The organism is Brevibacillus migulae, from assembly GCF_004521915.1.
Classification (GTDB): domain Bacteria; phylum Bacillota; class Bacilli; order Brevibacillales; family Brevibacillaceae; genus Brevibacillus_F; species Brevibacillus_F migulae.
The window spans coordinates 24,802-50,034 of record NZ_SDKD01000017.1 but is presented as its reverse complement, the minus strand read 5'-3'; the positions used below and the strand labels follow the sequence as shown (position 1 = coordinate 50,034).

Annotated in this window: 28 protein-coding genes; all 28 read right to left on the bottom strand. The window is 47.9% G+C overall.

Annotation, left to right across the window (positions count from 1 at the left end; translation table 11 throughout):
• Window positions 1–3: 3 nt before the first annotated feature.
• Entirely contained in the window at window positions 4–1,104 is a 1,101-nt protein-coding gene (locus EIZ37_RS18265; protein WP_134686216.1) for a protein-glutamate methylesterase/protein-glutamine glutaminase, read from the bottom strand.
• 36 nt (window positions 1,105–1,140) lie between these two features.
• Window positions 1,141–2,004: a MinD/ParA family protein gene (locus tag EIZ37_RS18260; protein ID WP_134686215.1), complete on the bottom strand. Its 864-nt coding sequence runs from the start codon at window positions 2,002–2,004 to the stop codon at window positions 1,141–1,143.
• Window positions 1,997–3,355 (bottom strand): flagellar biosynthesis protein FlhF, encoded by a 1,359-nt coding sequence (gene flhF / locus EIZ37_RS18255; RefSeq protein WP_134686214.1) that lies wholly within the window; start codon window positions 3,353–3,355, stop codon window positions 1,997–1,999. Before flhF ends, EIZ37_RS18260 begins: the two co-directional genes overlap by 8 nt.
• Window positions 3,355–5,337, bottom strand: coding sequence for a flagellar biosynthesis protein FlhA (gene flhA, locus EIZ37_RS18250; RefSeq protein WP_235828101.1), 1,983 nt, complete (start codon window positions 5,335–5,337; stop codon window positions 3,355–3,357). The genes flhF and flhA overlap by 1 nt, the downstream gene beginning before the upstream one ends.
• A gap of 91 nt (window positions 5,338–5,428) precedes the next feature.
• Window positions 5,429–6,526: a flagellar biosynthesis protein FlhB gene (gene flhB, locus EIZ37_RS18245; protein ID WP_134686212.1), complete on the bottom strand. Its 1,098-nt coding sequence runs from the start codon at window positions 6,524–6,526 to the stop codon at window positions 5,429–5,431.
• Window positions 6,523–7,305: a flagellar biosynthetic protein FliR gene (fliR, locus tag EIZ37_RS18240; protein WP_134686211.1), complete on the bottom strand. Its 783-nt coding sequence runs from the start codon at window positions 7,303–7,305 to the stop codon at window positions 6,523–6,525. Before fliR ends, flhB begins: the two co-directional genes overlap by 4 nt.
• Window positions 7,306–7,310: 5 nt before the next feature.
• Window positions 7,311–7,580 (bottom strand): flagellar biosynthesis protein FliQ, encoded by a 270-nt coding sequence (gene fliQ / locus EIZ37_RS18235; RefSeq protein WP_134686210.1) that lies wholly within the window; start codon window positions 7,578–7,580, stop codon window positions 7,311–7,313.
• 42 nt (window positions 7,581–7,622) lie between these two features.
• Window positions 7,623–8,354, bottom strand: coding sequence for a flagellar type III secretion system pore protein FliP (gene fliP / locus EIZ37_RS18230; RefSeq protein ID WP_407921153.1), 732 nt, complete (start codon window positions 8,352–8,354; stop codon window positions 7,623–7,625).
• Between the two features lie 23 nt (window positions 8,355–8,377).
• Window positions 8,378–9,067 (bottom strand): flagellar biosynthetic protein FliO, encoded by a 690-nt coding sequence (locus EIZ37_RS18225; RefSeq protein WP_134686209.1) that lies wholly within the window; start codon window positions 9,065–9,067, stop codon window positions 8,378–8,380.
• Window positions 9,068–9,070: 3 nt separating this feature from the next.
• Window positions 9,071–9,433 (bottom strand): response regulator, encoded by a 363-nt coding sequence (locus EIZ37_RS18220; RefSeq protein WP_134686208.1) that lies wholly within the window; start codon window positions 9,431–9,433, stop codon window positions 9,071–9,073.
• A gap of 32 nt (window positions 9,434–9,465) precedes the next feature.
• Window positions 9,466–10,776, bottom strand: coding sequence for a flagellar motor switch phosphatase FliY (gene fliY, locus EIZ37_RS18215; protein WP_134686207.1), 1,311 nt, complete (start codon window positions 10,774–10,776; stop codon window positions 9,466–9,468).
• Window positions 10,769–11,764: a flagellar motor switch protein FliM gene (fliM, locus tag EIZ37_RS18210; RefSeq protein ID WP_134686206.1), complete on the bottom strand. Its 996-nt coding sequence runs from the start codon at window positions 11,762–11,764 to the stop codon at window positions 10,769–10,771. The genes fliY and fliM overlap by 8 nt, the downstream gene beginning before the upstream one ends.
• A gap of 44 nt (window positions 11,765–11,808) precedes the next feature.
• Window positions 11,809–12,267: a flagellar basal body-associated FliL family protein gene (locus EIZ37_RS18205; protein WP_134686205.1), complete on the bottom strand. Its 459-nt coding sequence runs from the start codon at window positions 12,265–12,267 to the stop codon at window positions 11,809–11,811.
• A 16-nt stretch (window positions 12,268–12,283) separates the two neighbouring features.
• On the bottom strand, window positions 12,284–12,502 hold the full coding sequence (locus EIZ37_RS18200) for a flagellar FlbD family protein (RefSeq protein ID WP_134686204.1): 219 nt from the start codon (window positions 12,500–12,502) through the stop codon (window positions 12,284–12,286).
• Window positions 12,503–12,586: 84 nt separating this feature from the next.
• A complete protein-coding gene (gene flgG, locus EIZ37_RS18195) occupies window positions 12,587–13,393 on the bottom strand; it encodes a flagellar basal body rod protein FlgG (RefSeq protein WP_134686203.1) in 807 nt (268 codons plus the stop codon).
• 97 nt (window positions 13,394–13,490) lie between these two features.
• The gene (locus EIZ37_RS18190; protein WP_134686202.1) at window positions 13,491–13,892 is read right to left on the bottom strand and encodes a TIGR02530 family flagellar biosynthesis protein; all 402 of its coding nucleotides are present in this window, start codon (window positions 13,890–13,892) and stop codon (window positions 13,491–13,493) included.
• A gap of 19 nt (window positions 13,893–13,911) precedes the next feature.
• Window positions 13,912–15,306, bottom strand: a complete 1,395-nt coding sequence (locus EIZ37_RS18185) for a flagellar hook-length control protein FliK (RefSeq protein WP_134686201.1) — start codon at window positions 15,304–15,306, stop codon at window positions 13,912–13,914.
• A 57-nt stretch (window positions 15,307–15,363) separates the two neighbouring features.
• Window positions 15,364–16,254, bottom strand: a complete 891-nt coding sequence (locus EIZ37_RS18180; RefSeq protein ID WP_134686200.1) for a MotE family protein — start codon at window positions 16,252–16,254, stop codon at window positions 15,364–15,366.
• Between the two features lie 14 nt (window positions 16,255–16,268).
• Window positions 16,269–16,715, bottom strand: a complete 447-nt coding sequence (gene fliJ, locus EIZ37_RS18175; protein WP_134686199.1) for a flagellar export protein FliJ — start codon at window positions 16,713–16,715, stop codon at window positions 16,269–16,271.
• On the bottom strand, window positions 16,715–18,037 hold the full coding sequence (gene fliI / locus EIZ37_RS18170) for a flagellar protein export ATPase FliI (RefSeq protein ID WP_134686198.1): 1,323 nt from the start codon (window positions 18,035–18,037) through the stop codon (window positions 16,715–16,717). Before fliI ends, fliJ begins: the two co-directional genes overlap by 1 nt.
• The gene (locus EIZ37_RS18165; protein WP_134686197.1) at window positions 18,024–18,854 is read right to left on the bottom strand and encodes a FliH/SctL family protein; all 831 of its coding nucleotides are present in this window, start codon (window positions 18,852–18,854) and stop codon (window positions 18,024–18,026) included. Before EIZ37_RS18165 ends, fliI begins: the two co-directional genes overlap by 14 nt.
• Complete coding sequence (fliG, locus tag EIZ37_RS18160; RefSeq protein ID WP_134686196.1) at window positions 18,838–19,851, bottom strand: flagellar motor switch protein FliG; 1,014 nt, start codon at window positions 19,849–19,851, stop codon at window positions 18,838–18,840. Before fliG ends, EIZ37_RS18165 begins: the two co-directional genes overlap by 17 nt.
• A 13-nt stretch (window positions 19,852–19,864) precedes the next feature.
• The gene (gene fliF, locus EIZ37_RS18155) at window positions 19,865–21,451 is read right to left on the bottom strand and encodes a flagellar basal-body MS-ring/collar protein FliF (RefSeq protein ID WP_134686195.1); all 1,587 of its coding nucleotides are present in this window, start codon (window positions 21,449–21,451) and stop codon (window positions 19,865–19,867) included.
• Window positions 21,452–21,482: 31 nt separating this feature from the next.
• Window positions 21,483–21,788: a flagellar hook-basal body complex protein FliE gene (gene fliE, locus EIZ37_RS18150; RefSeq protein WP_134686194.1), complete on the bottom strand. Its 306-nt coding sequence runs from the start codon at window positions 21,786–21,788 to the stop codon at window positions 21,483–21,485.
• Between the two features lie 14 nt (window positions 21,789–21,802).
• Window positions 21,803–22,264 carry a flagellar basal body rod protein FlgC gene (gene flgC, locus EIZ37_RS18145; RefSeq protein ID WP_134686193.1) on the bottom strand — a complete coding sequence of 154 codons (462 nt, stop codon included), beginning with the start codon at window positions 22,262–22,264 and terminating at the stop codon, window positions 21,803–21,805.
• A gap of 6 nt (window positions 22,265–22,270) precedes the next feature.
• Complete coding sequence (flgB, locus tag EIZ37_RS18140; RefSeq protein ID WP_134686192.1) at window positions 22,271–22,675, bottom strand: flagellar basal body rod protein FlgB; 405 nt, start codon at window positions 22,673–22,675, stop codon at window positions 22,271–22,273.
• Window positions 22,676–23,019: 344 nt separating this feature from the next.
• Complete coding sequence (gene codY, locus EIZ37_RS18135) at window positions 23,020–23,799, bottom strand: GTP-sensing pleiotropic transcriptional regulator CodY (protein WP_134686191.1); 780 nt, start codon at window positions 23,797–23,799, stop codon at window positions 23,020–23,022.
• 26 nt (window positions 23,800–23,825) lie between these two features.
• The gene (gene hslU, locus EIZ37_RS18130) at window positions 23,826–25,223 is read right to left on the bottom strand and encodes an ATP-dependent protease ATPase subunit HslU (RefSeq protein WP_134686190.1); all 1,398 of its coding nucleotides are present in this window, start codon (window positions 25,221–25,223) and stop codon (window positions 23,826–23,828) included.
• Window positions 25,224–25,233 lie beyond the last annotated feature (10 nt).

The window sequence follows — 25,233 nt, the reverse complement described above, 5'->3', positions numbered from 1 at the left end:
CAGTCAGTTGACAAGCTTGACCAGCGTTTCCGCTATTTTTTCCAATGGGACTACCTTGTCGGCCAATCCTGCTTGTATTGCTGCTCTTGGCATCCCAAATACGATGCAGCTTGATTCATCTTCAATTATACTGAAAACCTGATCTTTTTCCTTCATTTGTTTTAGGCCCTTGGTCCCATCACTACCCATGCCTGTCATGATAATTGCCCATTTTTTCAAATTTGTCAATCCACTTACAGATTCAAACAAGATGTCGACGGAAGGTCGATGTCCACCTCTTGGCTCGGCTTGGTGGAGGTGCACTTTTAAGCGATCCCCGGACTGGTGAACTTCGAAATGATAGCCACCCGGAGCGATATATGCCGTGCCTGGCTCAATCCATTGTCCGTCCTCTGCTTCTACTACCCGAATCGCACAAAGCGTATCCAGTCGTTGTGCCAAAGATTTTGTAAAACCCGGCGGCATGTGCTGAACAATCACGAGCGGCGCATCCAAACTGGCAGGAAGAGCAGTCAGCAATGTTTGCAGCGCTTTGGGTCCGCCTGTTGAAGTCCCTACTGCTACCAATTTGGCTACCCTTCCTCCCATGGCTCGCGGCGGTTCTTTTGAAACTGGTGCTTTTTGCTCAGGGGCAGCAGCTTTCGCCAAAGTAGTCGGTGCCACTTTTTTGATCGGCGGTATATGTATGCTTCGCTGTTTACCCTTTGTCTGTGCGGCTGCCTTCACTTTCTCCAGCAGATCATCGGCTACTTTATGAATATCGAGAGAAATGGATCCGGACGGCTTTGTGATGAAGTCGAACGCCCCCAATTCCAACGCCCGAATCGTTGCATCCGCGCCTTCCTTGGTCAAACTGCTCAACATGACAACTGGCAGTGGGCATTCCTTCATCAAATGCTGCAGAGCATCCAGTCCATTCATCAATGGCATTTCGATATCCAGCGTCACTACATCAGGCTTCAATTGCTTGACCTTTTCGATCCCTTCGATACCATTTCTAGCACGATCGATTACTTCTATAGACGGGTCCTGGTTTAATAAATCGGAAATCACCTTACGCATAAAGGCTGAGTCGTCGACGACAAGAACCCGAATTTTACTCATGTTGCTGCAGCTCCCTTCATCGATCCTAATGAGCGTTTATCGAATGAATCGCTTCATTTTTGTAAGGAATCCTCGTATCCCGCTAACCGCATCTGGTTGCTTTCGCTCAACCCGCAGATAGCTGTTGACCAGATCACGAATCCCTTTGCTAGCTTGTGAGTGCGGATAGGTAAGGAGAAATGGCTTTTGCTGTTTGACCGCTTTGGTTACAATTGCGTCATCCGCTACATACCCCAGCGTGGTCAATTCCATGTCGAGGAATCGTTTGGCCACCAAGGAAAGCTTGTCAGCTGTGCTTTTTCCTTCCTTTTCCGTACTTACCCGGTTAATCACAAGCTGGATGTTTGTCTTCGGATTTTGCGAATGAATCATTTTGATGACAGCGTAAGCATCTGTGATCGCCGTCGGTTCCGGTGTCGTTACCAGGAGAACTTCGTCAGATGCCAGCATGAAACGCATCGATTCATTCGAAACCCCTGCCCCTGTATCAAACAAAATCGTGTCCGCATATCCCTGCAAATCTTCCAATCGCGAGAAGAGGGTGTCCAATTTTTCGTCATCCAGATGCATCAGCTGTGTAAAGCCGGAACCGCCGGGAATGAACTCCAATCCATTTGGCCCTTTTTCCATAATGTCGGAAACAGTACGACCTGGCTCCAGCAATTCCAGCAAATTGTGTTTGGATGAGATCCCCATCAGTACATCCAGATTAGCAAATCCGACATCAACATCGAAAATGACGACCTTTTGTCCTCGTTCGATGAGTCCGAGCGCAAAATTCAAGGTGAAATTGGACTTACCCACTCCGCCTTTGCCGCTGGTAACTGTTACTAAACGGGTTGAACGCCCCTGAGCGCTTCGCTGCAAGCGCTCCCGCAACTGCGCTGCTTGATCATGCATACGTATCGTCCCCCATGATCATTTTGGTCACTCGTTCGGGGGTTGCCAGGACAATGTCATCGGGAACATTTTGCCCCGTCGTAATATACGAGAGCGCCAGTTTATACTGATCAACGATGTTCAAGATGGGACCATACGCCTTCGTTTCATCCGCCTTCGTAAAGATCGCCCGTGCATTTGGAATATCGCAGAAGTTGCTCGCAATGGCTTTCATATCGCTGTATTTGGCGGTCAGGCTCAACACGAGATAATGCACGCTTGTTTCTCCGTAATCCAAAAGCTCCTTGATCGCGGTGACGTACTCATCATTTCGATAGTTGCGACCAGCCGTATCCACGAGGATCAAGTCACAATGCCGCAGCTTCTCCAGCGCTTGTCCGATTTCCCCTGGCGAAAATACGACTTCCATCGGCACGTTTAAGATGTTTGCATAGGTCCTTAGTTGTTCAACAGCGGCGATCCGAAACGTATCCGAAGTAATAAAGCCCACTTTCCGTTTTTCCTTCAGCATGCATTCAGCCGCAAGCTTGGCAATCGTAGTGGTTTTCCCCACACCGGTCGGCCCAAAGAAAAATGCGCATTTCGCAGTGCGTTCAATTCGAGCCGGAGCCTCATTGTGTTTACTGATTCTCCCTCGTACCAAATCCATGGCCGCCTGCAATGCCTCTTCCTCTGTCGTTTCTTCCGGCTGCTCGAATTTTTTCAGCAAGTCGCCAATAATCGTTGATACGAGCTCCTCTTCCACTTCCTGCTCAAGCAACCGATCACGAACAAGTGCGAGGGAAGAAGGAAGATGCTTATCATTTCCCTTTAACAGCAGTTTTCGAAACATCTCTCTCATATCGCGCAGTTCTTGTGCCAAATCTTGCTGTTCAGACACGGTCTGTTGCACCTGCGGGCGAGCAGGTGCCGTCAGTCCACTGCTGTGTAAAGGTCGGTCTTCAGGCACAGGCTGCATCGGCATGGTTTTTATGGGAGCGCTCTCTTGCCGAAGCGGCTGGGCAGCAACTGGTTGCATAATGGGGGCTTGCGTCTCCAGTGCTACTGGTCTCTCCAGTGTGCGGATGCTTGATTCTCCTCCGCCAGACTTGCGGTACGCCTGTGCCGCACTCGGTACTGGCACCGTTGCAACCGTTCTTTCCTTTTTGCTGGCTGCTTCTGCCTTTGACTGCCCGATGCTTTTTTCTTCGACAGCCGCAATCACTTCAATCTGTTGTTTGCTGAACATCCCCAGAAAGCCACCCGTTTTGATCGGTTTGCTGTTTAAGATGATGGCATCTTTCCCCAGCTCAATCCTGATCTTTTCCATCGCTTCCGGCATCGAATCGACGATATATCGCTTCACTCTCACTAGATATTCACCATCCCAACACTTTGAACTTCAACATGGGGCTCCAACTCACTGTACGAGATGACTGGAATATCCGGCATCATTCTCTCCATCAGCTGTCTCATGTACATCCGGATTGCAGGTGAAGCGAGAATAATCGGTTGCTGACCAGCATTGACCATTCTGTTCACTTGTTCAGTCAAGTTTTCATAGATTTGCTGAGAAGTTTCCGGGTCGATGGCGAGATAGGTTCCTTGCTCCGTCTGTTCTACCCGCTCCGAGATTGCCTTTTCCAGACCAGGTCCAGCCGTAATCACGCGCAGCGGTTGTCCTTGCTCGCTAAATTGCAGGGTAATTTGCCGCGAAAGCGCCTGGCGTGCATACTCGGTCAACACATCGGTGTCTTTGGTATAAACGGCTTGATCCGCTAATGCTTCCAAAATCATGCTGAGGTTGCGAATCGAAATTTTTTCTTTCAACAGCTTCTGCAATACCTTCTGTACGTCGCCAATCGACAGGAGACCAGGTATCAGTTCGTCCACCAACACCGGCATCGTTTCACGAATGTTATCGATCAACGCCCGCGTTTCTTGGCGTCCCAGCAGCTCGTGCGCATGACGCTTGATGATCTCAGTGAGATGCGTTGCGACAACCGATGGCGGATCCACTACCGTATAGCTGGACAGCTCAGCGATTTCCTTATGCTCTTCTGTTACCCATAATGCAGGCAATCCAAACGCAGGTTCCGTAGTTGGTATACCAATCACGTTATCGTCATCAAAGCCAGGGCTCATCGCCAAGTAGTGATCGAGCAGAATTTCGCCTTTGGCCACCTGATTGCCCTTGATTTTGATTACATATTCATTCGGGCGCAGCTGGATATTGTCGCGGATACGGATCACTGGAACGACAATCCCCAGTTCCAGCGCACATTGGCGACGAATCATAATCACGCGGTCCAGCAAGTCACCGCCTTGTTTTACATCCGCCAGAGGAATTAAGCCATAACCGAACTCAAACTCAATGGGATCCACCTGAAGCAGGTTGACCACGCTTTCGGGACTGCGCACCTCTTCAATTTGCTGTTCTTCTTCATGAAAAGCAGTTTCGGCCATTTTCGTTTTTTGCTTCTTAGACATTTTCCAGCCGGCAAAAGCAAGAATGGCTGCGATAGGTGCTACAGGCAGTAAAGAAATCGGTGTGAACAGACCTAACAACGTGATCGCTCCGGCCACAATGTACAGCAACCGCGGCGAGCTAAAGATTTGCTCCGTAATATCTTGCCCTAAACCACCTTCGGAATTTGCTCGCGTGACAATAATCCCGGTCGCGGTCGAAATGAGAAGCGCCGGAATTTGGCTGACGAGCGCGTCCCCGATCGACATATGCGTAAACTTGGACAATGCTTCACTGAAGCTCATATCATGAATGAGCATACCAATGATAAATCCGCCGATAATGTTGATCACGAAAATGATGATCCCGGCAATGGCATCCCCTTTTACGAATTTACTCGCACCATCCATGGCTCCATAAAAGTCCGCTTCCCGCTCGATTTTTTGGCGGCGGGAACGTGCTTCCTGCTCATTAATCATGCCGGCATTCAAATCGGCATCAATACTCATCTGTTTACCGGGCATCGCATCCAATGTAAAACGTGCTGCAACCTCTGCTACACGTTCCGAACCTTTGGTAATGACAATAAATTGGATAATGACCAGGATTAAAAATACAACAAAGCCGACAACCTGATTTCCCCCGACTACAAAGCTACCGAAAGCTTCAATGACTTTTCCGCCTTCCGCATGCGAGAGAATATTTCGGGTTGTCGACACGTTCAAAGCCAGTCGAAATAACGTTGTGACGAGCAGCAGCGTTGGAAAGATGGAAAAATCCAGCGCTTCTTTTGTATTCATGGAGACGAGCAAGATCGTCAAGGATAGGGATACGTTCAAGATCAGCAACAAATCAAGCAAGGCAGTTGGTAACGGGATCACCATCATGACTACGATGCTGATGACGAAAAAAATGACGCCAAGCTCTTTGAATCTCACCTCGTCTCCTCCTTTCTTTATAAGAATTTGTGCGTGAAGCCTACTTTACTTTTCCTTGCAGTTTATAGACATAGGCCAATACTTCAGCGACTGCCTTAAACATGTCCTCCGGGATTTGCTGTCCAATTTCCACTTGGCTGAAAAGCGCCCTCGCCAGCGGCTTGTTTTCCATCGTAATGACACCATTTTTCTTCGCAATTTCCTTGATCTTCAGCGCTACGTAATCCTGTCCTTTCGCAATCACCGTGGGAGCAGTCATCGTGCCCGCCTCATACTGGATTGCCACCGCAAAGTGGGTGGGGTTCGTAATGATTACATCCGCTTTCGGAACCTCTTGCATCATCCGGCGCATGGCCATTTGACGCTGGCGTTCCTTGATCTTGCTTTTAATCAACGGGTCCCCTTCGGATTTTTTGTACTCGTCCTTAATGTCTTGCTTGGACATCCGCAAGTTTTTGGTGTGTTCATATTTCTGATAGAAGAAATCGAATGCACCCAGGATGATGAGCAGGACACCGACATACAACCCTACTTTTACGGCTTCCATCGCCGCAAAGCTAAGAACACTTTCCAGTGACGTCAGTGACAGCCTCACTACCTCTTCCTTGACATCCCACAACACCATGTAGGCGACAAGGATCCCCGCAGAGATTTTCAGCAAGGATTTGAGCAGCTCGACCAGTGAGCGCAGTGCGAATATTCGCTTGGCCCCCTGGATCGGATTTAACTTTTCCAATTTCATCATCAACGGTTCTGTCGTAAACAGCACACCTACTTGCATGTAATTGACAGCAAGTCCGATCACCAAAACGATCCCTAGAATCGGTCCCACAATTTTGGCGGCCTCTCTCAAGATCTGCATGGTGATGACGGAGAGATTATCCTGCGTCACTTGCCATGTCGTATAGGTTGTCAAGGACTCCCTCATGATTCGCAAAAACGAGTCATACATGGAGGAACCAAAGATCATCAATACACCAAAAACTGCAACGAGGACAAAAGCAGGCGATAAATCCGGGCTTTTGGCGACCTGCCCTTTCTTGCGGGCGTCTTGCAATTTTTGGGGTGTTGGTTTCTCTGTTTTTTCTCCGTTAAAATACTGCAGGTCAAGCCGTAAGAGCAATTTGGGACCTATCATGACGATCCCCCCAATAATGTCATCATCTCAGCCATCGCCATGAACATCTTTTCAAATAGACCACTAAGTACGATAAAGAATGCCGGGAAGACTACAACGAGCAGTAAAAAACTGGCAATCAATTTTATCGGTAAACCTACCACAAAGATATTAAATTGCGGGACGGATTTGGCGATAATACCAAGAGAGAGATCTACCAGGAATAACGCAACGACAATGGGCGCTGCCATTAGCATGGCTCCTGCGAACATGTTGCTGAATACTTTTACAGCATGCATGAACACTTGTTCATCTCCGAACGCAGCCCACATACGATCTACCGGTATCGCTTTGTAGCTGCTGATCATCCCTTTGATCAGCATGTGGTGGCCGTTGATGGAGAGAAAATACAGTGTAGCTAAAATATTTTTAAATGTACCTGTGATCGGTACGTATGCGCCAGTTCGGGGGTCGATAATATTCGCCATCGCCAGCCCCATCTGCATATCCATGAGGCCACCCGCGATTTGAATCGTGAAGAAGACCATTTCGCAGATGAATCCCAAAATTAAACCGACCAGCACTTCTTTCAGGACATAAATGATAAAAAATAGATCGAGCGGGATCGTTGCTGTCGTTGGTATATAAGAAAAACTGACAACAGCGAGCAAAAAACCCAATCCAATCTTCACTTGATTGGGAACGCCTCTCGTTGAAAAAATCGGCGCGGTCACAAAGAATGACGTCATGCGAACAAACACGAGTAAGAAGATCGGCAAGTAATGATAGATCAATTCCATCCGGATCAGCCTACAAATTTGTGCAAGTTGCCAAAGATGTTCATCGCGAACTCAACCACTACCCGCAACATCCAAGGTCCCGCAATAATAATAGTAGCTAAAACGGCTACGATCTTCGGAATAAAAGCCAGTGTTTGTTCTTGGATCTGGGTCGTCGCTTGGAAGATACTGACAAGCAGACCTACAAGCAGACCCACACCGAGAGCAGGCGCCGTTACCAGCAAGATCGTATAAACGGAACCTTGCGCGATTTGCATGAGCAATTCTTGTGTCATGCTTGTCTCCTCCTTCTTGTGTTGGCAACCATCATTTCGATATTAAAAGCTTAACAGCAATGATTTGACGACGAGATACCAGCCGTCGACCATGATAAACAGCAAGATCTTAAACGGTAACGAGATCATGACTGGCGGCAGCATCATCATCCCCATCCCCATCAAAATACTTGAGACGATCATGTCAATGACCAGGAACGGAATAAAGATCATGAAGCCAATCTGAAAGGCCGTTTTCAATTCACTGATGACATAGGCCGGCACCAGAGCGGTTAACGGGATATCCTGCACTGATTTGGGCTGTTCCGCTTTTGTATATTGAAGAAAAAGCGCCAAATCCTTTTGTCTCGTCTGCTTTGCCATAAACTCTTTCATCGGGATGGCCGCTGCTGTTAACGCTTGTTCCTGTGTGACCTTGCCCGCGATAAATGGCTGTACCGCTTTTTCATTGACCTGGGCCAACGTCGGACTCATGATAAAGAACGTCATAAACAGGGCTAAACCAACGAGCACTTGGTTGGGTGGCATTTGCTGTGTGCCAAGCGCATTTCGAACAAATGACAATACCACGACAATTCGGGTAAAGCAGGTGGTCAACAACAGAATGGCAGGCGCGACTGACAGCACGGTTAACATCAGCAGCAATTGGACTGCCGTAGAAGTATCTTCCGGACTTCCCGTCCCCCCGCCGATCTTCAAATCGACATTCGGTATCAGAGGTACGTTCGCTGCTGCAGATGCGATGGATGGAAGCGCGAGTATGGCGAGAAGCATAAGCAGTAGCGGCATGATCTTCTTCACGCTCTCCCACCCCCGTTGTCACGATCTTGCCAGTTTGCCTTGGAATGCTTGTCTTGATTTACCTCTTCCCATTGACGTTCGAGCAGCTCCGTGAAGGACTGCGCATCAGAGGCAGGCTGGTCCGTGAATGGAAGCTCTATGTCTGAGTCTTTCTTCCCTCGTAAGAAAGGGAACCAATCAGGCAGTGTTTTCGCTTGCGCCTTGATCTCCGCTTCTGCAAGCAAAAGATCCATCTCATCCCCCGCCGGAATATGGCGAATGAGCTGTATGCTGTCACCAATCCCTAAAATGTATAAGGAATCACCTATCATCACGATATGCAGGCTTTTGCTGCTTCCCATCGACAGGCTGCTGACCACACGCATCGGTCCACTCTGATTGTTTCCCACTTGCTTCTTCGCCAAAAAGCGAAGCAAGAGATAAATTAACACAATAATTAATCCTAATGAAAACACAACTTGCAGGAAAAGCATAAAACCGCTCGGAGACTCGTTCGAAGCAAGCGGTGCACTCTCCGGCTGCGATGCAGTGCCGCCGTCAGATTGTTTGACGGCGGATGGATTTTGGAGTGTGTCCCAGACGGACGTTTTTTCGTCTGCGTACGCGTTTGCAGGATGGAATCCAACCAACAGCAGGATGACGCAGCAAATGCTCAGCAGGGTGCCTCCAAATTTACGGAAATTCATTATTTATCCCAGTGTTTTCTTGATCGCTTCAATAACGCGATCTGCTTGGAATGGTTTTACAATAAAGTCTTTCGCGCCCGCTTGGATCGCATCAATTACCATGGCCTGCTGCCCCATCGCTGAACACATAATGATACGTGCATTCGGATCAATTTTGCGGATCTCTTTCAATGCTGTGATTCCATCCATTTCTGGCATGGTGATATCCATTGTAACCAGGTCTGGTCCTAATTCTTTATATTTTTCAAGAGCTTGCGCGCCGTCGCTAGCTTCCCCTACCACGTTAAAACCGTTTTTGGTCAGAATTTCTTTAATCATCATTCTCATGAAAGCTGCATCATCCACGATCAACACTTTGTTAGACATTGGTTAGTTCCTCCCTTAATATATGGAAAAAATTACTGAAGTTTTTGTACGCGATCCCATTGGCTGATGATATCGGTTACCCTTACCCCGAAGTTTTCGTCAATAACGACTACCTCGCCTTTCGCGATCAGTTTGTTATTGACAAGAATATCAACTGGTTCCCCTGCAAGCTTATCCAGCTGAATAATCGAACCCGAGGAGAGCTCGAGAATATCCTTGATCACTTTCCGTGTACGTCCGAGTTCTACCGTCACTTGCAATGGAATGTCGAGGAGCAAGTTCAGGTTTTGTTCCTCTTCTACAGGAAGTCGTCCTGCGCCCAACGGTGAAAACTGTGCCGTTTGTACGTTTGCCGCTGACTGACTTCCAACCATACCACCATATTGCTGCGGCATATGCGCAGCAGGTGGTTGCTGATATTGCGGCGGGTACGGATATGGTGGATACGGCGGATATGGGTATGGCGGATATCCTCCCGCTTGCGGCGGTTGGCCGTATGCAGCATATGGATCCACCGGTGGTTGAGCAGGCGGTGCTTGCGGTGGAACCTGCGCTTGAGGTGCAGCTGCCTGTGGTGGCGCTTGTGGCGGCTGGCTTGCTGGCGCTGGCGCAGCTGCTGCCTGTGGTGCTGGTTCCGCCTCTGCACTTGCGCCTGTTCCCATCAGCATATCAATCATGGCTTTTGCAAATGGCACTGGGAGCAGCTGCATGATCGAAGAATCGATCAACTCACCGTGTTCCCCCACTTTTAAGCGGAAAGAAATCTTTACCAACGTATCACCCGTTGGGATATTCTCGGAACCTTCTCCATTCGCAAGATCCATCACATCAATGCCAGGAGGTGAGATATTTACAAACTGATTAAAGATGGTAGACATCGAGGTAGCTGCGGAACCCATCATCTGGTTCATCGCTTCCTGTACCGCACTGATATGCAGCTCAGACATTTCAGTGGATGTCGGTTGGCCGTTTCCGCCCATCATCAAATCGGCGATGATCGCAGCATCTTCTACGCGAATCACCAACAGATTGATCCCTTCAAAACCATCTGTATATTGAACATGAATCGCAACGTGAGGACGAGGGAACTCATCCTCCAATGTCGAGCGTTTTACCAAAGTAACCGTCGGTGTTGTAATATCGACTTTTTGATTCAACAGGGTGGACAACGCTGTTGCAGCGCTTCCGAAAGTAATGTTTCCGATCTCACCCAACGCATCTTGCTCGAAAGCGGAGAGCAAGCTGTTCACATCTACACCTGGTTCCTCTTCATCTTCCCCAACCAAACTATTGGCGCGCAAGAGCGCGTCTATTTCGTCCTGAGACAACATGTCCCTACTCAATGTTCTCCTCCCCTTCCTCGAGGACTTCGTCAATCTGTACTGCGACGCGTCCCTTCGCGGTTCCTGGCTGTCCCAAGAATTTCAGCCTTTCTCCAACCTTGATCTTCAGTTTGTTGTCAATCGATTGATCCAGCTGGATTACATCACCTTTGGCTAATTGAAGGAACTCGCCAACCGTGATCGTAGAAGTTCCCAACTCGGCGATAATCGGTAGTTTTGCTGTTTTGACATGCTCCTCCAACCTAATCTTCTCTTGCTCATCTCTCGTTTTCTTTTGCGTAGCAAACCAATATTGTCCGGAAAGCTTCGGCATGATTGGTTCCAGTACGACGTGCGGCAGACAGAGATTGATCATCCCGGTTGTCTCACCGATCTTCGTACTAAACGAGATTACGGCAACAATTTCGTTCGGGGAGACGATCTGCATGAACTGTGGATTCATTTCCATGACTTCCAGATACGGATCCAGTTCAATGATTTGTTTCCAGGCTTCGTGGAAACTGTCCAATGCTTTTCCAAACACTTTTTCCATGACCGTTGTTTCAATTTCGGTCAGGGCGCCCATTTTGTCGGGAATAATTCCTTGTCCACCTAGCAGTCGGTCAAGCATCGCATAAGCAATATTCGGGTTTACCTCCATTACCATGCGGCCTTCCAACGGCGGTGCTTCGAAAATATTCAGAATCGTCATTTTCGGAATGGATCGAATAAATTCGTCATATGGCAATTGATCAACGGAAGCGACACTGATCTGTACGAAGGTGCGAAGCTGCGCTGAGAAATAGGTTGTCAACAACCGGGCGTAGTTCTCGTGAATTCGTGTAAGCCCGCGTATTTGGTCCTTCGAGAAGCGTAACGCCCTTTTGAAGTCGTAAACTTTTACCTTTCTCTCGGTCTCTTCTTTTTTCAGCTCGTTGGCATCCATTTCTCCCGATGAGAGAGCAGCCAGTAATGCGTCAATTTCACTCTGTGAGAGAACCTCGGCCATATTTCGTCACCTCCCTACCTATGTATTTAACAATCTGATTACACTTAGGACAACACTCTTTTTGTGGTAATAACCTGCACAATTTTGCCCTCCAGCATGATGGAACTGACCTCATTCATAATTTTCGCTTCCAGCTTGTTGATGCCTTCGGTTCCTTTGATGTCATCCGGAGACAGTCCAGCCAGTGCTTTAATGATGATTTGGTTCACTTGCGGCAAGCGCTTGGTCAACTCTTCTTTTCCATCCGCACTATCTGCCGTAATGCTGAAACGCACGATAATGTAGTTGTTGGTAACCAAATTGGTTGTAATTTCACCTGTGTCAACGGTAAACTCTTGCATTTCATCGGCAGTTAATGGTTCTGCTTCCTTCGGTTCTTCATGTTGCTCCGTTTGGGCAGCAGGTGATAAGTAGGTTTGCCACAGTACAAAGGAGACAACACCCAATAAAGTTATGGCGATAATGATAATGAGAGCCATATTAAACAATTTGTTTTTAAACATAGTGCTCCTCCCGCTATTATATGGAATCGTCTATGGGACGAGGGACGACCGTTTTGGGTGTTCCTTGCTGATAGAATTCGCTGATGCGAGCAGCAATCGTTTCAGCCTTGTCCTTGACAAGGAACTTTTTGCCATTCGTCAGCGTAATCACGGTATCCGGTGTTGCTTCTACAGATTCAATGTGCGTGATGTTCAGAAAAAATGTCGTTCCATTAAATCGGGTTAATTCGATCATGGTAAGTTACCTCGTTAAGATCGATATGGAGAGGGGGATCGGTTCCCCCTCTTCTTGCTCACATTACCCTGCTAAGCTGAAACCTTATCGTTTCAGGTTGACCAATTCTTCAAGCACACTGTCGGATGTAGTGATGATACGAGAGTTCGCTTGGAAACCGCGTTGTGCTGTGATCATTTCAGTGAACTCTTCGGACAGGTCAACGTTGGACATTTCCAATTGACCAGAGATGATGTTCACGCCAAGCTCTGCTGGAGTTGCAGCTTCTGTAGCGCCTTCACCGTCAGCATTCAATGTGTTCTGGTACAGGGAGTTCCCCACCTTCTGGAGACCAGCAGGGTTTTCAAACGTTTTTACATAGACGGTCGCGATTGTTTCGAGTTCACCGTCAGGAGTGACACCCACTACGCTGCCGTCTTTGCCAATTGAATAGGAAGTGTAATCGGCACGCGGAATTTGAATGTTACCGGTATCGCCTTGCAAATAAAGTCCCTGGGAGTTAACCAAGTACCCGTTGGCATCTCGGGTAAAGTTACCCGCACGTGTATAATACGTTGGGCCATCTGCGCCTTCGCTCACAACGAAAAATCCGTCGCCTTCAATGGAAAGGTCTGTAGGCAGATTCGTTGTCATCGGGCTACCGGCAGTAAAAGCCATCTCAATGGAAGCTACCTGAGAACCCAAGCCAACTTGCATCGGGTTAACCCCGCCTCTTCCTTCCTCAGAAGGAGCCGTTGCGCCTTTGATGTTTTGGCTCAATACATCCTGGAACATCACGCGGCTCTTTTTGTAACCAACCGTATTTACGTTCGCAATGTTATTGCCAATTACGTCAAGCTTTGTTTGAAACCCGCGCAAACCTGATACACCAGTGTACAAAGAACGGATCATCTACAATCTCCCTCTCGTGGTAACGTAATAGCGGAATACCTCAATCAGTCGGTAATCCAAGGGCTTCCTCTAGGAGGGCCGGCCCTGTCGTTATGCTTTATACAAAAATCGCGCTGTCAATATTGGTGAACACATTATCTTTCATGTGTCCCGCATCGACCGCAGTAATCACTTTGCGATTCACAACGCTGACCACGTAAGCCACGCTGTCCATCATAACCAGTGATTCTTTTGCTCCTTTATTTGCCGCTTTCTGGACGGCTTGTTCCAATCTCGTCATATCTGTTTCACTCAGTTGAATCCCTCTGTCTTTCAGCCGCTGCAGAGCATGTTGGCTAAAACTTAGCGCGGTGGCGGATGACGGTTTGGAGTCTCCTGCTACTGCTTCGGTTAACCACTGCTGAAAGGGCTTTTCGACGGGTTTGGATACAGGTTGTCTAGTTACACCAGGCGGCTTTGGAGGAAAAAAGGGTTGACCAACACGGAATGAATTCGCCATGGTGTCTCCTCCTCATCTGTTAAACGGTGTACTCAACATTTCGCAAGCCACGCATACGGGTAAGCGTGCGATCTACTGTTCCCGTTCCTTCAACCAGCTGATCAATCGAGAACTCAGCCTGTTCTCCATCGTTCTTTTGCTGCTGATTTTGGTTATTTTGTTGTTGACGAGCCTGCTCTCGTTGCTGTTGTTGGAAAGCAAAAGCTGCGTTTTGCTGTTGTTGCGGCTGTGATACTTCAAGGCGATCTACCTGCAATCCTTGATTGATCAAAGCTGTTCGCAGCTGGGACATTTGATTGTCCAGCAATTCCTTCCCGTTTTTCGTTTCCGCGGTAAAATGCGCTGTCAGCATTCCGTTTTGCAAGGTAAGCTTCACATCCACCTGGCCCAGTGATTCCGGATTCAAGGTGATTTTCGCTTCAGAGAAACCACGGAACGTGCCCAGCTTCATCTGCTTCACAAACAAATCGCTCATCTCGGTGGCAAATTGATCAGCATGGACTACGTGTCTGGAGGATACAGCCGTTTGCTCCCCGGCAGCCCCATCGATCAGGTTCCCTTGAGTGACAACAGGAGCCGTCATTGGCTGCGATTGCTGTCCATCCGCTGGAGATGTCACTTGGGTTCCCGTAGACAAAGATCCTTGCGCTTCCACTGTTTTAGCGGAAATATTGCGAATGCCGGTTTCTGCTTGATACTTCGATAACGCTTGATTCATCTGCAAATTTTGAATCGTTTGCGCATCAGAGGTGTTTCGCTGCTCACCTGTACGCACTGATTGGCTCAGGCGAAATGCAGCCAAAGACGCTGCTTGCTGAATCATCGGATTTTTACCCGCAGATTGCGTTTTGTCCTCTTTGCTGACTTCTACCCCTAATGCTTCAAACAGTTCATGCACTTGCTTCGTTACCATTTCGAGTCCTGCACTTTTTTGCCCATTCACCGGCTTTGCCATTGCAAGCAGCATATTCGTAAATGTCTCTGCTTCTTCCTGGCTCAGTCCCTGGTTCATGAATGCAGTGACAACGGCTTGCTTGTCAGTCTGAGTAACTGCAGCACCCGTTTGTCCTTCCAAAGCCCCCCCATACTTGGCAATCAAGGTTTGCAAAGCCTGTAGAGCGTCAGCACTTAGCTGTTCAGAGCCTTCACCTTCGAGCTGGAGCTGCTGCGGATTGTCGTTCGCAAACAAAGCCTGGATCATCGCCATCAAGTTAGACAAAGCTTCCATATCATCCTCGGATAATCCCTCTGCAAACTGTGGGAGCTCAGCTAATTGCGGCATTCCTTGCAAGGCGTTCCCCATCTCCATCGCAAATAGCCCGGTGAGCGTCTGCGCTGGTGCCGAAACAGCTTGTCCTTGGGCTGCTGCTGGCATACCTGCAGCTTGTACAGCCATTGGATTCGCTACATTCATGTGTCCACCTCCTTATACATGTTTTGTTGCTATAGGAACGACAGACGATCAAATCGCCTATCGAAGCAACTCGCTGGTGATCTTTGCCGCCAATTTATCGTCTTCTTTTGCGATCTCGGCCAATACTTGTGCGCGCTTATCATTGGCCATGCCGGCTAAAATGGAAATCGCCCGTTTTTGATTCGTTGTCATCAGCGATTTCAAAATCAAGGAAGACTCTGTGGCAGGCATTTGCGAGAATGTCGTGATCAGCGAATCAAGGCTGGTGGAATCTTGACGTGTTTCGCTCAATGCTTTTGTCAGTGCCTGAATCCTTTGCTGCATGGCAGCTATATCATCATTTTCATTAATAACGGTATCTTTAATCAAAATGGAGGTATCCGCTGCTTTTTTGGGATCCATTTTGGCCAAGATCTCAGCGCGTTGCTCCGGCTTCATCTTGGACAGGACGGTTACTGCTTCTTCCGTAGAAAGATTCTCGATAATAGGTGCTGCCTTACTAGCTGACATGGTGGTATAGATCTTGGCCAAGTCCGCATACTGCTTTTGTCGCTCTTCCTCTGAAGCACGCTTTTCTTCCATCATTTTCTGCAAGTCTTCCGCCTGTTTTTGCAGGGATTGAATGGTTGCGTCCTTTTTCGCAGCTTCCGCCTCAATGGTGCTCACGGCCTGCTTGCTCTTTGCCAACTCGCTCTGTGCGGTAATCAGCTGTTTCTCCATGTTCTCCTTATCAGCTTGATCAGGCTTCACCTCAACGCTGGAATCGGGAACGATTTTTTCTACATAGGGGATTTGATTTGCCATGCTCAGTGCTTTCCCTACCACATTTACGCCGAGAAGTGACAACAGTACCCCACCCAAGAGAGCTGCAAATAATGCCGGTATAAAAATCATGTAGAAAAACCATTCCCACTTACTGTATCCTCTCTCTTCCTGGATCTCTTCCATATTGCCCCTCCTCTCTACATCGTTTTGCGCAAATAGCGGTTAAGTCCGATTTCGTCCATTTCCTTCTGATCCCGGTTTTTTTCCGCTTCATCAAATGAATCCTTTGCTTTTTCGCGCAGTTTTTGCCAGAGCTGTGATTCCTGCATTTTCGAAGTCAATCTCTGCTTGAAAACTTCCAGCTCCTGCTCACAACCGAACAATGTTTTTTGTTGGCTGGCGATCGCTTGATCCATTGTCTGGCGATAACGGGTAATGTCAAGCAATTGGGCAGCAGAGCAAACACCTGTCTGCACGCGAAAAAGATGTTGGGTGAGCTCTTCCTTGCGCTCGTGCATGCGGATGAGCTTTTCTTCTTCTTCGTTCTTCTTCTGCATCGATTTCCCAAACGCCCATTCGGCTTGTTCCTTTTCTCTTTCTTTCAAATCAAGGATTTTTTGAAGAGAATACTGAAACTTCTTCATCAACGTACGCCTCCAAAGTGAGCTGTCAGGGCATTGATCGTCGTCTTCAGATCAGCTGGTTCGTGCGTCCCTTGTGCGGTGAATTCCCGGATGGACTCGCGATAGCGGATGGCTGCATCAATTTCTCGGTTGGTCCCCATTTTGTACGCACCGATATTGATGAGATCTTCCGCATCCTTGTACGTAGCCATATACTTTTTCAGTTCCCTTGCCGCGTCAAGATGCTGGCTTGTGCAGATTTCATTCATGACACGACTCACGCTTGCCAATACATCAATAGCCGGAAAATGCCCTTTTTGTGCGATTTTGCGGTCCAGTACAATATGACCGTCCAAAATCCCACGCACCGCATCAGCGATAGGGTCATTCATATCGTCGGAATCGACTAATACGGTATAGAATGCGGTGATACTTCCTTTATTGGCAGTCCCTGCGCGCTCCAGCAATTTGGGCAGCATGGCGAAAACAGAAGGCGTATATCCTCGCGTGGCAGGGGGTTCACCGATAGCTAGTCCGATTTCCCGCTGGGCCATGGCAAAACGTGTGACGGAATCCATCATCAGCATGACATTCAGCCCCCGATCGCGATAATATTCTGCGATCGCTGTGGCAATCATGGCGCCTTTGATACGGATCATCGCGGGCTGATCGGAGGTTGCGACGACAACAACAGACCTTTGTAATCCTTCTTCCCCCAGATCGCGTTCGATAAACTCCATTACCTCACGTCCACGTTCACCAATCAATGCGATGACATTCACATCTGCCGTTGTATTCCGGGCAATCATCCCGAGCAATGTACTTTTCCCTACACCAGAGCCTGCGAAAATACCAACACGCTGGCCTTTTCCTACCGTGATGAGTCCATCAATCGCCCGAACGCCCACACTCAGTGGTTCTTGAATCCGCGGACGAAGCAATGGATTCGGTGGTTGATTGTTCGTTGGTACCGAGGTAAGTCCTAATGGGAGTGGTTTCCCGATCATCGGGCGTCCCAGGCCATCCAGGACCGTCCCCAATATTTCTGTACCCACTTTTACCATCAATGGCTTGCCCGTCGCTACTACATCACAGCCTGGTCCGATCGCAGACACTTCACCCAAAGGCATAAGCAGTACTTTGTTGTCACGGAATCCGACAACCTCTGCCATGATCGGTTCCTCATTTTGCTGCGAATAAATGAGACAGACCTCGCCAAGTTTGGCCTCCGGACCTTGGGATTCAATCGTCAATCCGACCACCTGTGTAACCTTGCCATTGATACGGACCGGATCCATGTGCTGAATCGCCTGGATATATTTCGAGAGATCAAGCATGCTCATCTTTTTCACTTCCTCGGGCAATATCCATGAGAACTTGTCTGATCTCTTGTAATTGTGTGTCGACTCGCGCGTCTACACTGCCAAGCGGCGTGCGGATCACACAGCCTTCATCTTGTACGGTGTAGTCAGGAAAAATCGCAAGCTCAGCTTGTCCATCCAGCAAAGCGAGGAGTTGTTCACGATGATCCTCAATAAAATCAAAATAGCGATGATTGACACACAGAGTGATCTGTCCATGTACACGGGAACGGCGAAGCACTCGTTGTACCATCTGTAAAATCTTATCCTGAGAAGTAGATAATTCCGCTTCCACCACTTTTTTCGCTACTTCCATGCTGAGGTCAACCAGAAAAGGTTCTGCCTCCGCAATAATCTGATTTTTTTCTTGATAGGCTTGTTCCAGGATAGTTTTCGCCTGCAAAATCGTCTCCTGCTCTTCGGATATGACAAATTGCTTGCCAGCTTCCAGACCATCTGCATATCCTTCATCTTGCGCTGTGGAACGCACCTCTTGGAACAACAGATTTGCTTCTTCTTCTTTTTGCGCCCACCATGCCTCGATTTCAGCAAGAGCTTGCTGCTTCATTTGATCAGCCTGCAAAGCCGCGTCCTCCAAGATTCTCGCAGCGGTTTCTTCTGCATCTCGGAGGATCGATTCGGCTTCATTTTGCATTTTTTCCATTTCCTGCTCAAATTGCTGCAACCTTTCCTGCGAAACTTCCGTCTTAGGTAGTGGAGGTGCTTTCACAGAAAGGATTAAGGCCTCTTCCGTAGTCGCGTAACGTGTCGATTTGATGATCCTAGACAATGATATCATCTCCTCCGCCGCGTGCGATGATGATCTCACCCGCCTCTTCTAAGCGGCGAATGGTAGCAACAATGCGAGACTGTGCTTCTTCGACGTCGCGCAGACGGACTGGCCCCATGAACTCCATTTCTTCTTTGAATGTATCCGCCATCCGTTTGGACATATTGCGGAAGACCACATCGCGCACTTCTTCGCTCGCCACTTTGAGCGAGAGCATAAGGTCTGCATTCTCCACATCGCGGATAACGCGCTGGATGGAACGATTGTCGAGAGATGCGATGTCTTCGAAGACAAACATGCGCTTCTTGATTTCTTCAGCAAGCTCGGGATCCTGGATTTCGAGCGAATCGAGAATCGTGCGTTCCGTACCACGGTCAACGCCGTTCAAGATGTTCACGATCGCTTCAATACCACCCGCTTGCGTGTAGTCCTGTGTAACCGTCGCAGAGAGCTTTTGTTCCAGGACCTGTTCCACTTGCGAAATGACTTCTGGCGACGTACTGTCCATCATCGCAATGCGCTTTGCTACGTCCGCTTGACGCTCTTGCGGGAGAGACGACAGGATCATCGCTGCCTGTTCAGCATCCAGATAGGACAAGACCAGAGCGATCGTTTGCGAGTGTTCATTTTGAATAAAGTTTAAGATCTGCCCAGGATCTGCTTTACGGGCGAAGTCAAACGGACGCACCTGCAGGTTGGCAGTCAAGCGATTGATGATGTCCATCGCTTTGCTATCACCCAATGCCTTCTGCAAAATTTCTCTGGCATAGGTGATGCCGCCTTGTGCGATCACTTCTTTCGCGACCGCAATTTGGTGGAATTCCGATAAGATCCGATCTTTTTCGTCGTTATCCACTTTTCTGACATTGGCGATTTCCAATGTCAATTGTTCGATTTCGTCTTCTCGTAAGTGTTTAAACACCTGTGCGGATACTTCCGGCCCAAGTGATATGAGAAGAATTGCAGCCTTCTGCCTTCCTGTCAATTCTTTGCCGCCGCGGGCCATCAGTCTTCACTCCCTAATCTTCAGCTAGCCATGTACGGAGCAAGACGACAAATTCGTCCGGCTTGCTTCGCGCCAATTTTTCCAATTGCTTACGAACCACCACTTCATCGCTGTCTTCCGCATACTGGAGATCTGGCACTTCAAATGGCTGTGGTGACGGTAGATCTGGAAAATCATCCGCACCTCCCTGCTGCTGCACTTGGCGGCGTCGACGGAAAATCAGGAATGCGACTGCACCAAGAGCCAGTAATGCTACAATACCTGTTCCATAGAGCAATCCGGAGCTAAATGGAGAAGATTCTTCAGCAACCACTTTACCGGAGAAAGAACGCGGGAATACGGAAATCCGTTGATCCACTTGTTCCTGGTTGAGATTTTTTTCGCTCAGCGTTACACGGACCACATTCCCCAAAACTTGGCGAATGCTGGCGATGGTTTGTTCATCGAGCTGTCCGCCATCCGGTGGCTCTACCCCGATATTGATCGCAATATCTTCAATTTGAAACGGACTTTCCGTAATGTTTCTTGTAATGCGGTCCACTTCACGATTGACTGTGTCGTTCAATTCTTCGTACTCGCTGTTTGTACCTTGCTGATCGCCTCCTGGGTATGCGGCAACATCATTTTGGCCTGTGCCAGCAGCTCCTCCAGGCGGTGTTCCGGTTCCATTGAACGTTTTTGACAATTTCTGCGCACTGATAATCAGACCTTCATTATTTTCCTTGTCTGGCGCTTCGACACGATTTTCCACACGCGTTTCTTTCGCAAAATTCATTTTTACCGCAGTGTGGACGACGATCTTGTCACGTCCCATGATGGTACCAAGCAGATTGTACAGGTTTTGCTGGATTTTCTTTTCCACTTCAGCTTTGATCTTCTCTTGTTGTTCATACTCGGTCAAGGAAGCTTGAGCTGTGTTGGCATCCGGAAGTTCCAACAAATTCGAGTATTGGTCTGTTATCGTGATATTATCCAGCGGAAGCTGTTTCACACTTCTAGAAACCATATAGTATAATGACCGGGTTTGTTCAGGTGTAAGTCTTGTTCCAGGCTCTACTTCCACGATAACGGATGCCGTAGCTTGATCAGGTGTCTCAGTGACCCAGACGCTTTCTTGCGGCAAGGTCAAAATGACCTGTGCGTTTTTTACGCCGCGTACGTGTTCGAGCATTTCCTGAAGCTCTTTCTGCAGAGCATCCTTCTCCAACACATCAAACTGTCGGTCCGTGATCCCAAACGAACCAGTCCCCGAAAAAATCTCGGTATTGATGCCGGCTTCACTCGGTATCCCTTGGGCTGCCAATTCAACAATGACATCTTGGGCCTGTGTTTCAGGAACCTCGATGCCAGTCCCATTTCCTGTGATCCGGTAAGGGACACCCATCGTTTCGAGTTCTTGTCGAATCGTACCGACTTCTTGCTCACTCAATCTCTGGTCATACAGCGCTCTGTAAACGGGCTGAGATGCGATGTATATGTATAGACCAAGAGAAATGAGTAGAAATAATACAACCGAAACAATTAGCCATTTTCTTTTGTTTGTTAGTCCATTCCATTTTTCTAGTCCTAAGTCTCTGTATTTTAATAGACGTTCGTTCATGATTCACCTCGCCAATGTATATCAACAATCATTACAGCGACATGCGCATAATTTCTTGATAGGACTCAATAACCTTATTACGCACTTGCATTGCAGTCTGCAGCATGATTGTTGACTTTTGGCTAGCAATCATCACTTGATGGACATCCTCAACTTTTCCCGCAGCAAACGCTTCTGTGAGTTTTGCTGACTCCACCTGGGCCTTGTTCACTTCATCCATTGCGTCCGTCAGAAAGTTGGCAAATGACTTGGTGACTTCAGCAGGAGTGGCGGTGACTGGTTGCGGTTGTTGTGTGAATGCTAGTTTACCAATGGGAGCAAGACTTTTCACATCCATGATTCACTCACTCCTTATCTTCCGTTAATTTCGAAGGCTTTCATCATCATGCTTTTACCAGCATTCAGCACGGTAACGTTTGCTTCATAGCTGCGCGAGGCAGAAATCATATCTACCATTTCTTTCATCATGTCTACGTTTGGCAGCAGTACATAGCCTTCCGCATCCGCATCAGGATGTTCAGGATCATACACGCGTTTGAACGCTGTCGTGTCCTCCTTAATCGCTGTTGCACGTACCCCCTGTTCAACACGCCCACTCACATTCCCAATCGCTGCTTCCAGCAAATTATCAAAGGATTGATTGTATTGGGGGGAAACCTCCACGATTTTACGACGATACGGCTCCCATACGCCGTTTACCATTCTGGCCCGTGTTGTATTTGCATTGGCCACGTTTGCCGAAATCGTATCAAGACGAAGGCGGTTAACCGTCAATGCTGAAGCACTGGTATCCATTGCCCGAAACATGCTCATCGGTTATTATTTCCCTCCTTCCAGAACTGATCGAATTTTCGTGAAGTATCCATTGGTCATTTGCGTAAGACCGTTGTACCAGATTTGGTTTTTCGCCAGCTGATTCATTTCATATTCAACATCCACATCATTACCGTTGTTCTGCACGATTCCATTTGGATTAGAAACGACCCGGGCAATTGGTCCCTCTGTTTGTGCTCCAAAAGCAATATGGCGCGAGTTGGTTCGGTACGCTTGCAAGGATGGTGCTGAACCGCTCAATTCTTGCTGCAGCAAGTCTTCGAAGACAACCTGTTTGCTTTTGAAATGAGGGGTATCAAGATTCGCGATATTATTGGCAATGGTTCGTTGACGCAACGTTGCTGCATCAAGAGATCGTTCCAACATACGAATTTGTTCCGTATTGATCATGCCCTATCCCCTCCTTCTCGGTCTTTTTTACTGTTTTCCTTACATATTTGTCATTATTCTCGCTAATTCGACAGAGATACTCTATTAAATTACGACATAATAATATCAAATTCTCCAAATATAAAAAAGCATAATCTTTATGGAAAGAAATCAGTACTATCCCTTGCTAGTATTGCATTTCTAGGGAAATCTTGGGTTTAGTCCATAAGAATTGATTCAAAAGGCATATGTTTTTTCAAGTAGAGTTGCGTGATTTTGGGACTTTTCGATCACTTTCCATTGAAAAAAGCCAGGATAACCCTGGCTTTTTCCCTGGAATTATATGCGCTGTTGGTCTCAATTGCTTAGGAAGTTTTCAATTTTTCTAATTCAGGCAGCAGTTTCTCGTTCAGAACTTTGATAAAGGTTCCCTTCATTCCAAGAGAACGAGATTCAATCACGCCGGCACTTTCCAGCTTGCGCAGCGCATTCACGATGACAGAACGAGTAATGCCTACGCGGTCAGCAATTTTGGATGCGACCAGCAAGCCCTCTTTGCCTTCCAATTCCTCAAAAATGTGTTCCACCGCTTCCAATTCACTGTACGAAAGCGAGCCGATCGCCATTTGTACAACTGCTTTGCTGCGCGCTTCCTCTTCGATCGCTTCGGCACGCTCACGCAGGATTTCCATACCTACTACAGTAGCACCCACTTCAGCGAGAATCAGGTCATCTTCCACAAATTGATTATTCAGACGCGCCAGGATAAGGGATCCCAGTCGGTCTCCTCCGCCCATGATTGGCACAATTGTCGTCCAACCGGTGCGGAATACTTCTTTCATTTCGATCGGGAAAGCTGTGTACGGGCTATCCACATCGAGGTTCGCCGATGTTTCTTCCACTTTCAGCAGGTTCACGCTGTATTCTTCCGGGAACCGGCGTTCTTCCAGCATTTTGCGAATCCGCTCATTATCAATCTCTTGAGCGATTGCGAAGCCCAGCAATTTGCCTTTTCTGCTCAATACAAATGTATTGGCTTCAATAACATCGCGCAGGACTTCGGACATCTCGTTAAAATTAACAGCGTGACCCGCTGATTTTTGAAGCATACGATTAATTCTTCTGGTTTTGGATAGCAAATCCATCCTGGTTTCCTCCTACAGGTTTCTCATTATAAAATGTATTGGCTCAGATCACGATTTCCTACAATCGTGCCTAATTTGTCCCGAACATATTCTGGTGTAATCTGCACCACATCCAGATGGATATCGGGCGCTTCAAAGGAGAGGTCCTCCAACAGCTTTTCAAGAATGGTATGCAGTCTTCTTGCTCCAATGTTATCGGTGGACTGGTTCACTTCTGTGGCCAGCTTCGCAATTTCCTCGATGGCCGCCGCAGTAAATTCCACTTTCACACCTTCTGTCTCAAGCAGAGCCACATATTGCTTGATCAGCGCGTTCTTCGGTTCCGTCAGAATACGAACAAAATCTTCTACACGGAGACTGGTCAATTCGACACGAATCGGAAACCGTCCTTGCAGCTCCGGAATCAAATCCGACGGCTTCGCCATGTGGAAAGCTCCAGCTGCAATAAACAACATGTAATCGGTTTTTACCGGCCCATACTTGGTCATGACCGTGGATCCTTCGACAATCGGCAGAATATCTCGTTGCACACCTTCGCGCGAAACATCCGCGCCGGAGCGTCCTTCTTTTCCAGCAATTTTATCAATCTCATCAATGAAGATGATGCCATGCTGTTCTGCGCGATGGATGGATTCCTGAATCACTTCGTCCATATCAACCAGTTTTTGCGCTTCTTGTTGGATTAATACCTTTCGTGCATCTTTAATTCGCAATTTTCGTTTCTTCGTCCGCTTCGGCATCAGGCTGCCCAGCATATCCTGCATCTGCATGCCCATTTGCTCAGCACCGGGCACTTGGAACATATCCAGCATCGACGGGGATTGGTCTTCTACATCAATCTCGATCATCTGCTCTTCCAGTTGACCTGCAGCCAGCTGCCAAGAAACCTGGCGTCTTTGCTGTTCAATCGATGCATCTTCTGCGTCATTTGCCGGTGTGGACGTTTGCTGTTGATTGCCAAAAAGCATCTCAAGCGGATTTTTGAAGTTGTTCGCTTGCTTGCGAGAAGGCACGAGTGTATGTACGATTACATCGTCCGCCAGCTTTGCTGCTTTTTCCTTTACCGATTCCATCTTCTCATTTTTTACATTGCGAATGGCCGACTCGACCAGATCTCGAACCATGGATTCAACATCGCGCCCGACATAACCGACTTCGGTAAACTTGGTGGCTTCTACCTTGATAAAAGGAGCGCCTGTCAATTTGGCGATTCGGCGGGCAATCTCTGTTTTTCCGACTCCAGTCGGTCCAATCATGAGGATATTTTTTGGTACGACCTCTTCCCGAATGCTTTCTGGGAGCAATCCTCGGCGATAACGATTACGCAGAGCAACCGCTATTGCTTTTTTCGCATTGGCTTGACCTACGATATATTTATCGAGGTGATCGACAATAGTCCGGGGTGTTAAATGCTCGAGATTCATCAGCAGGACC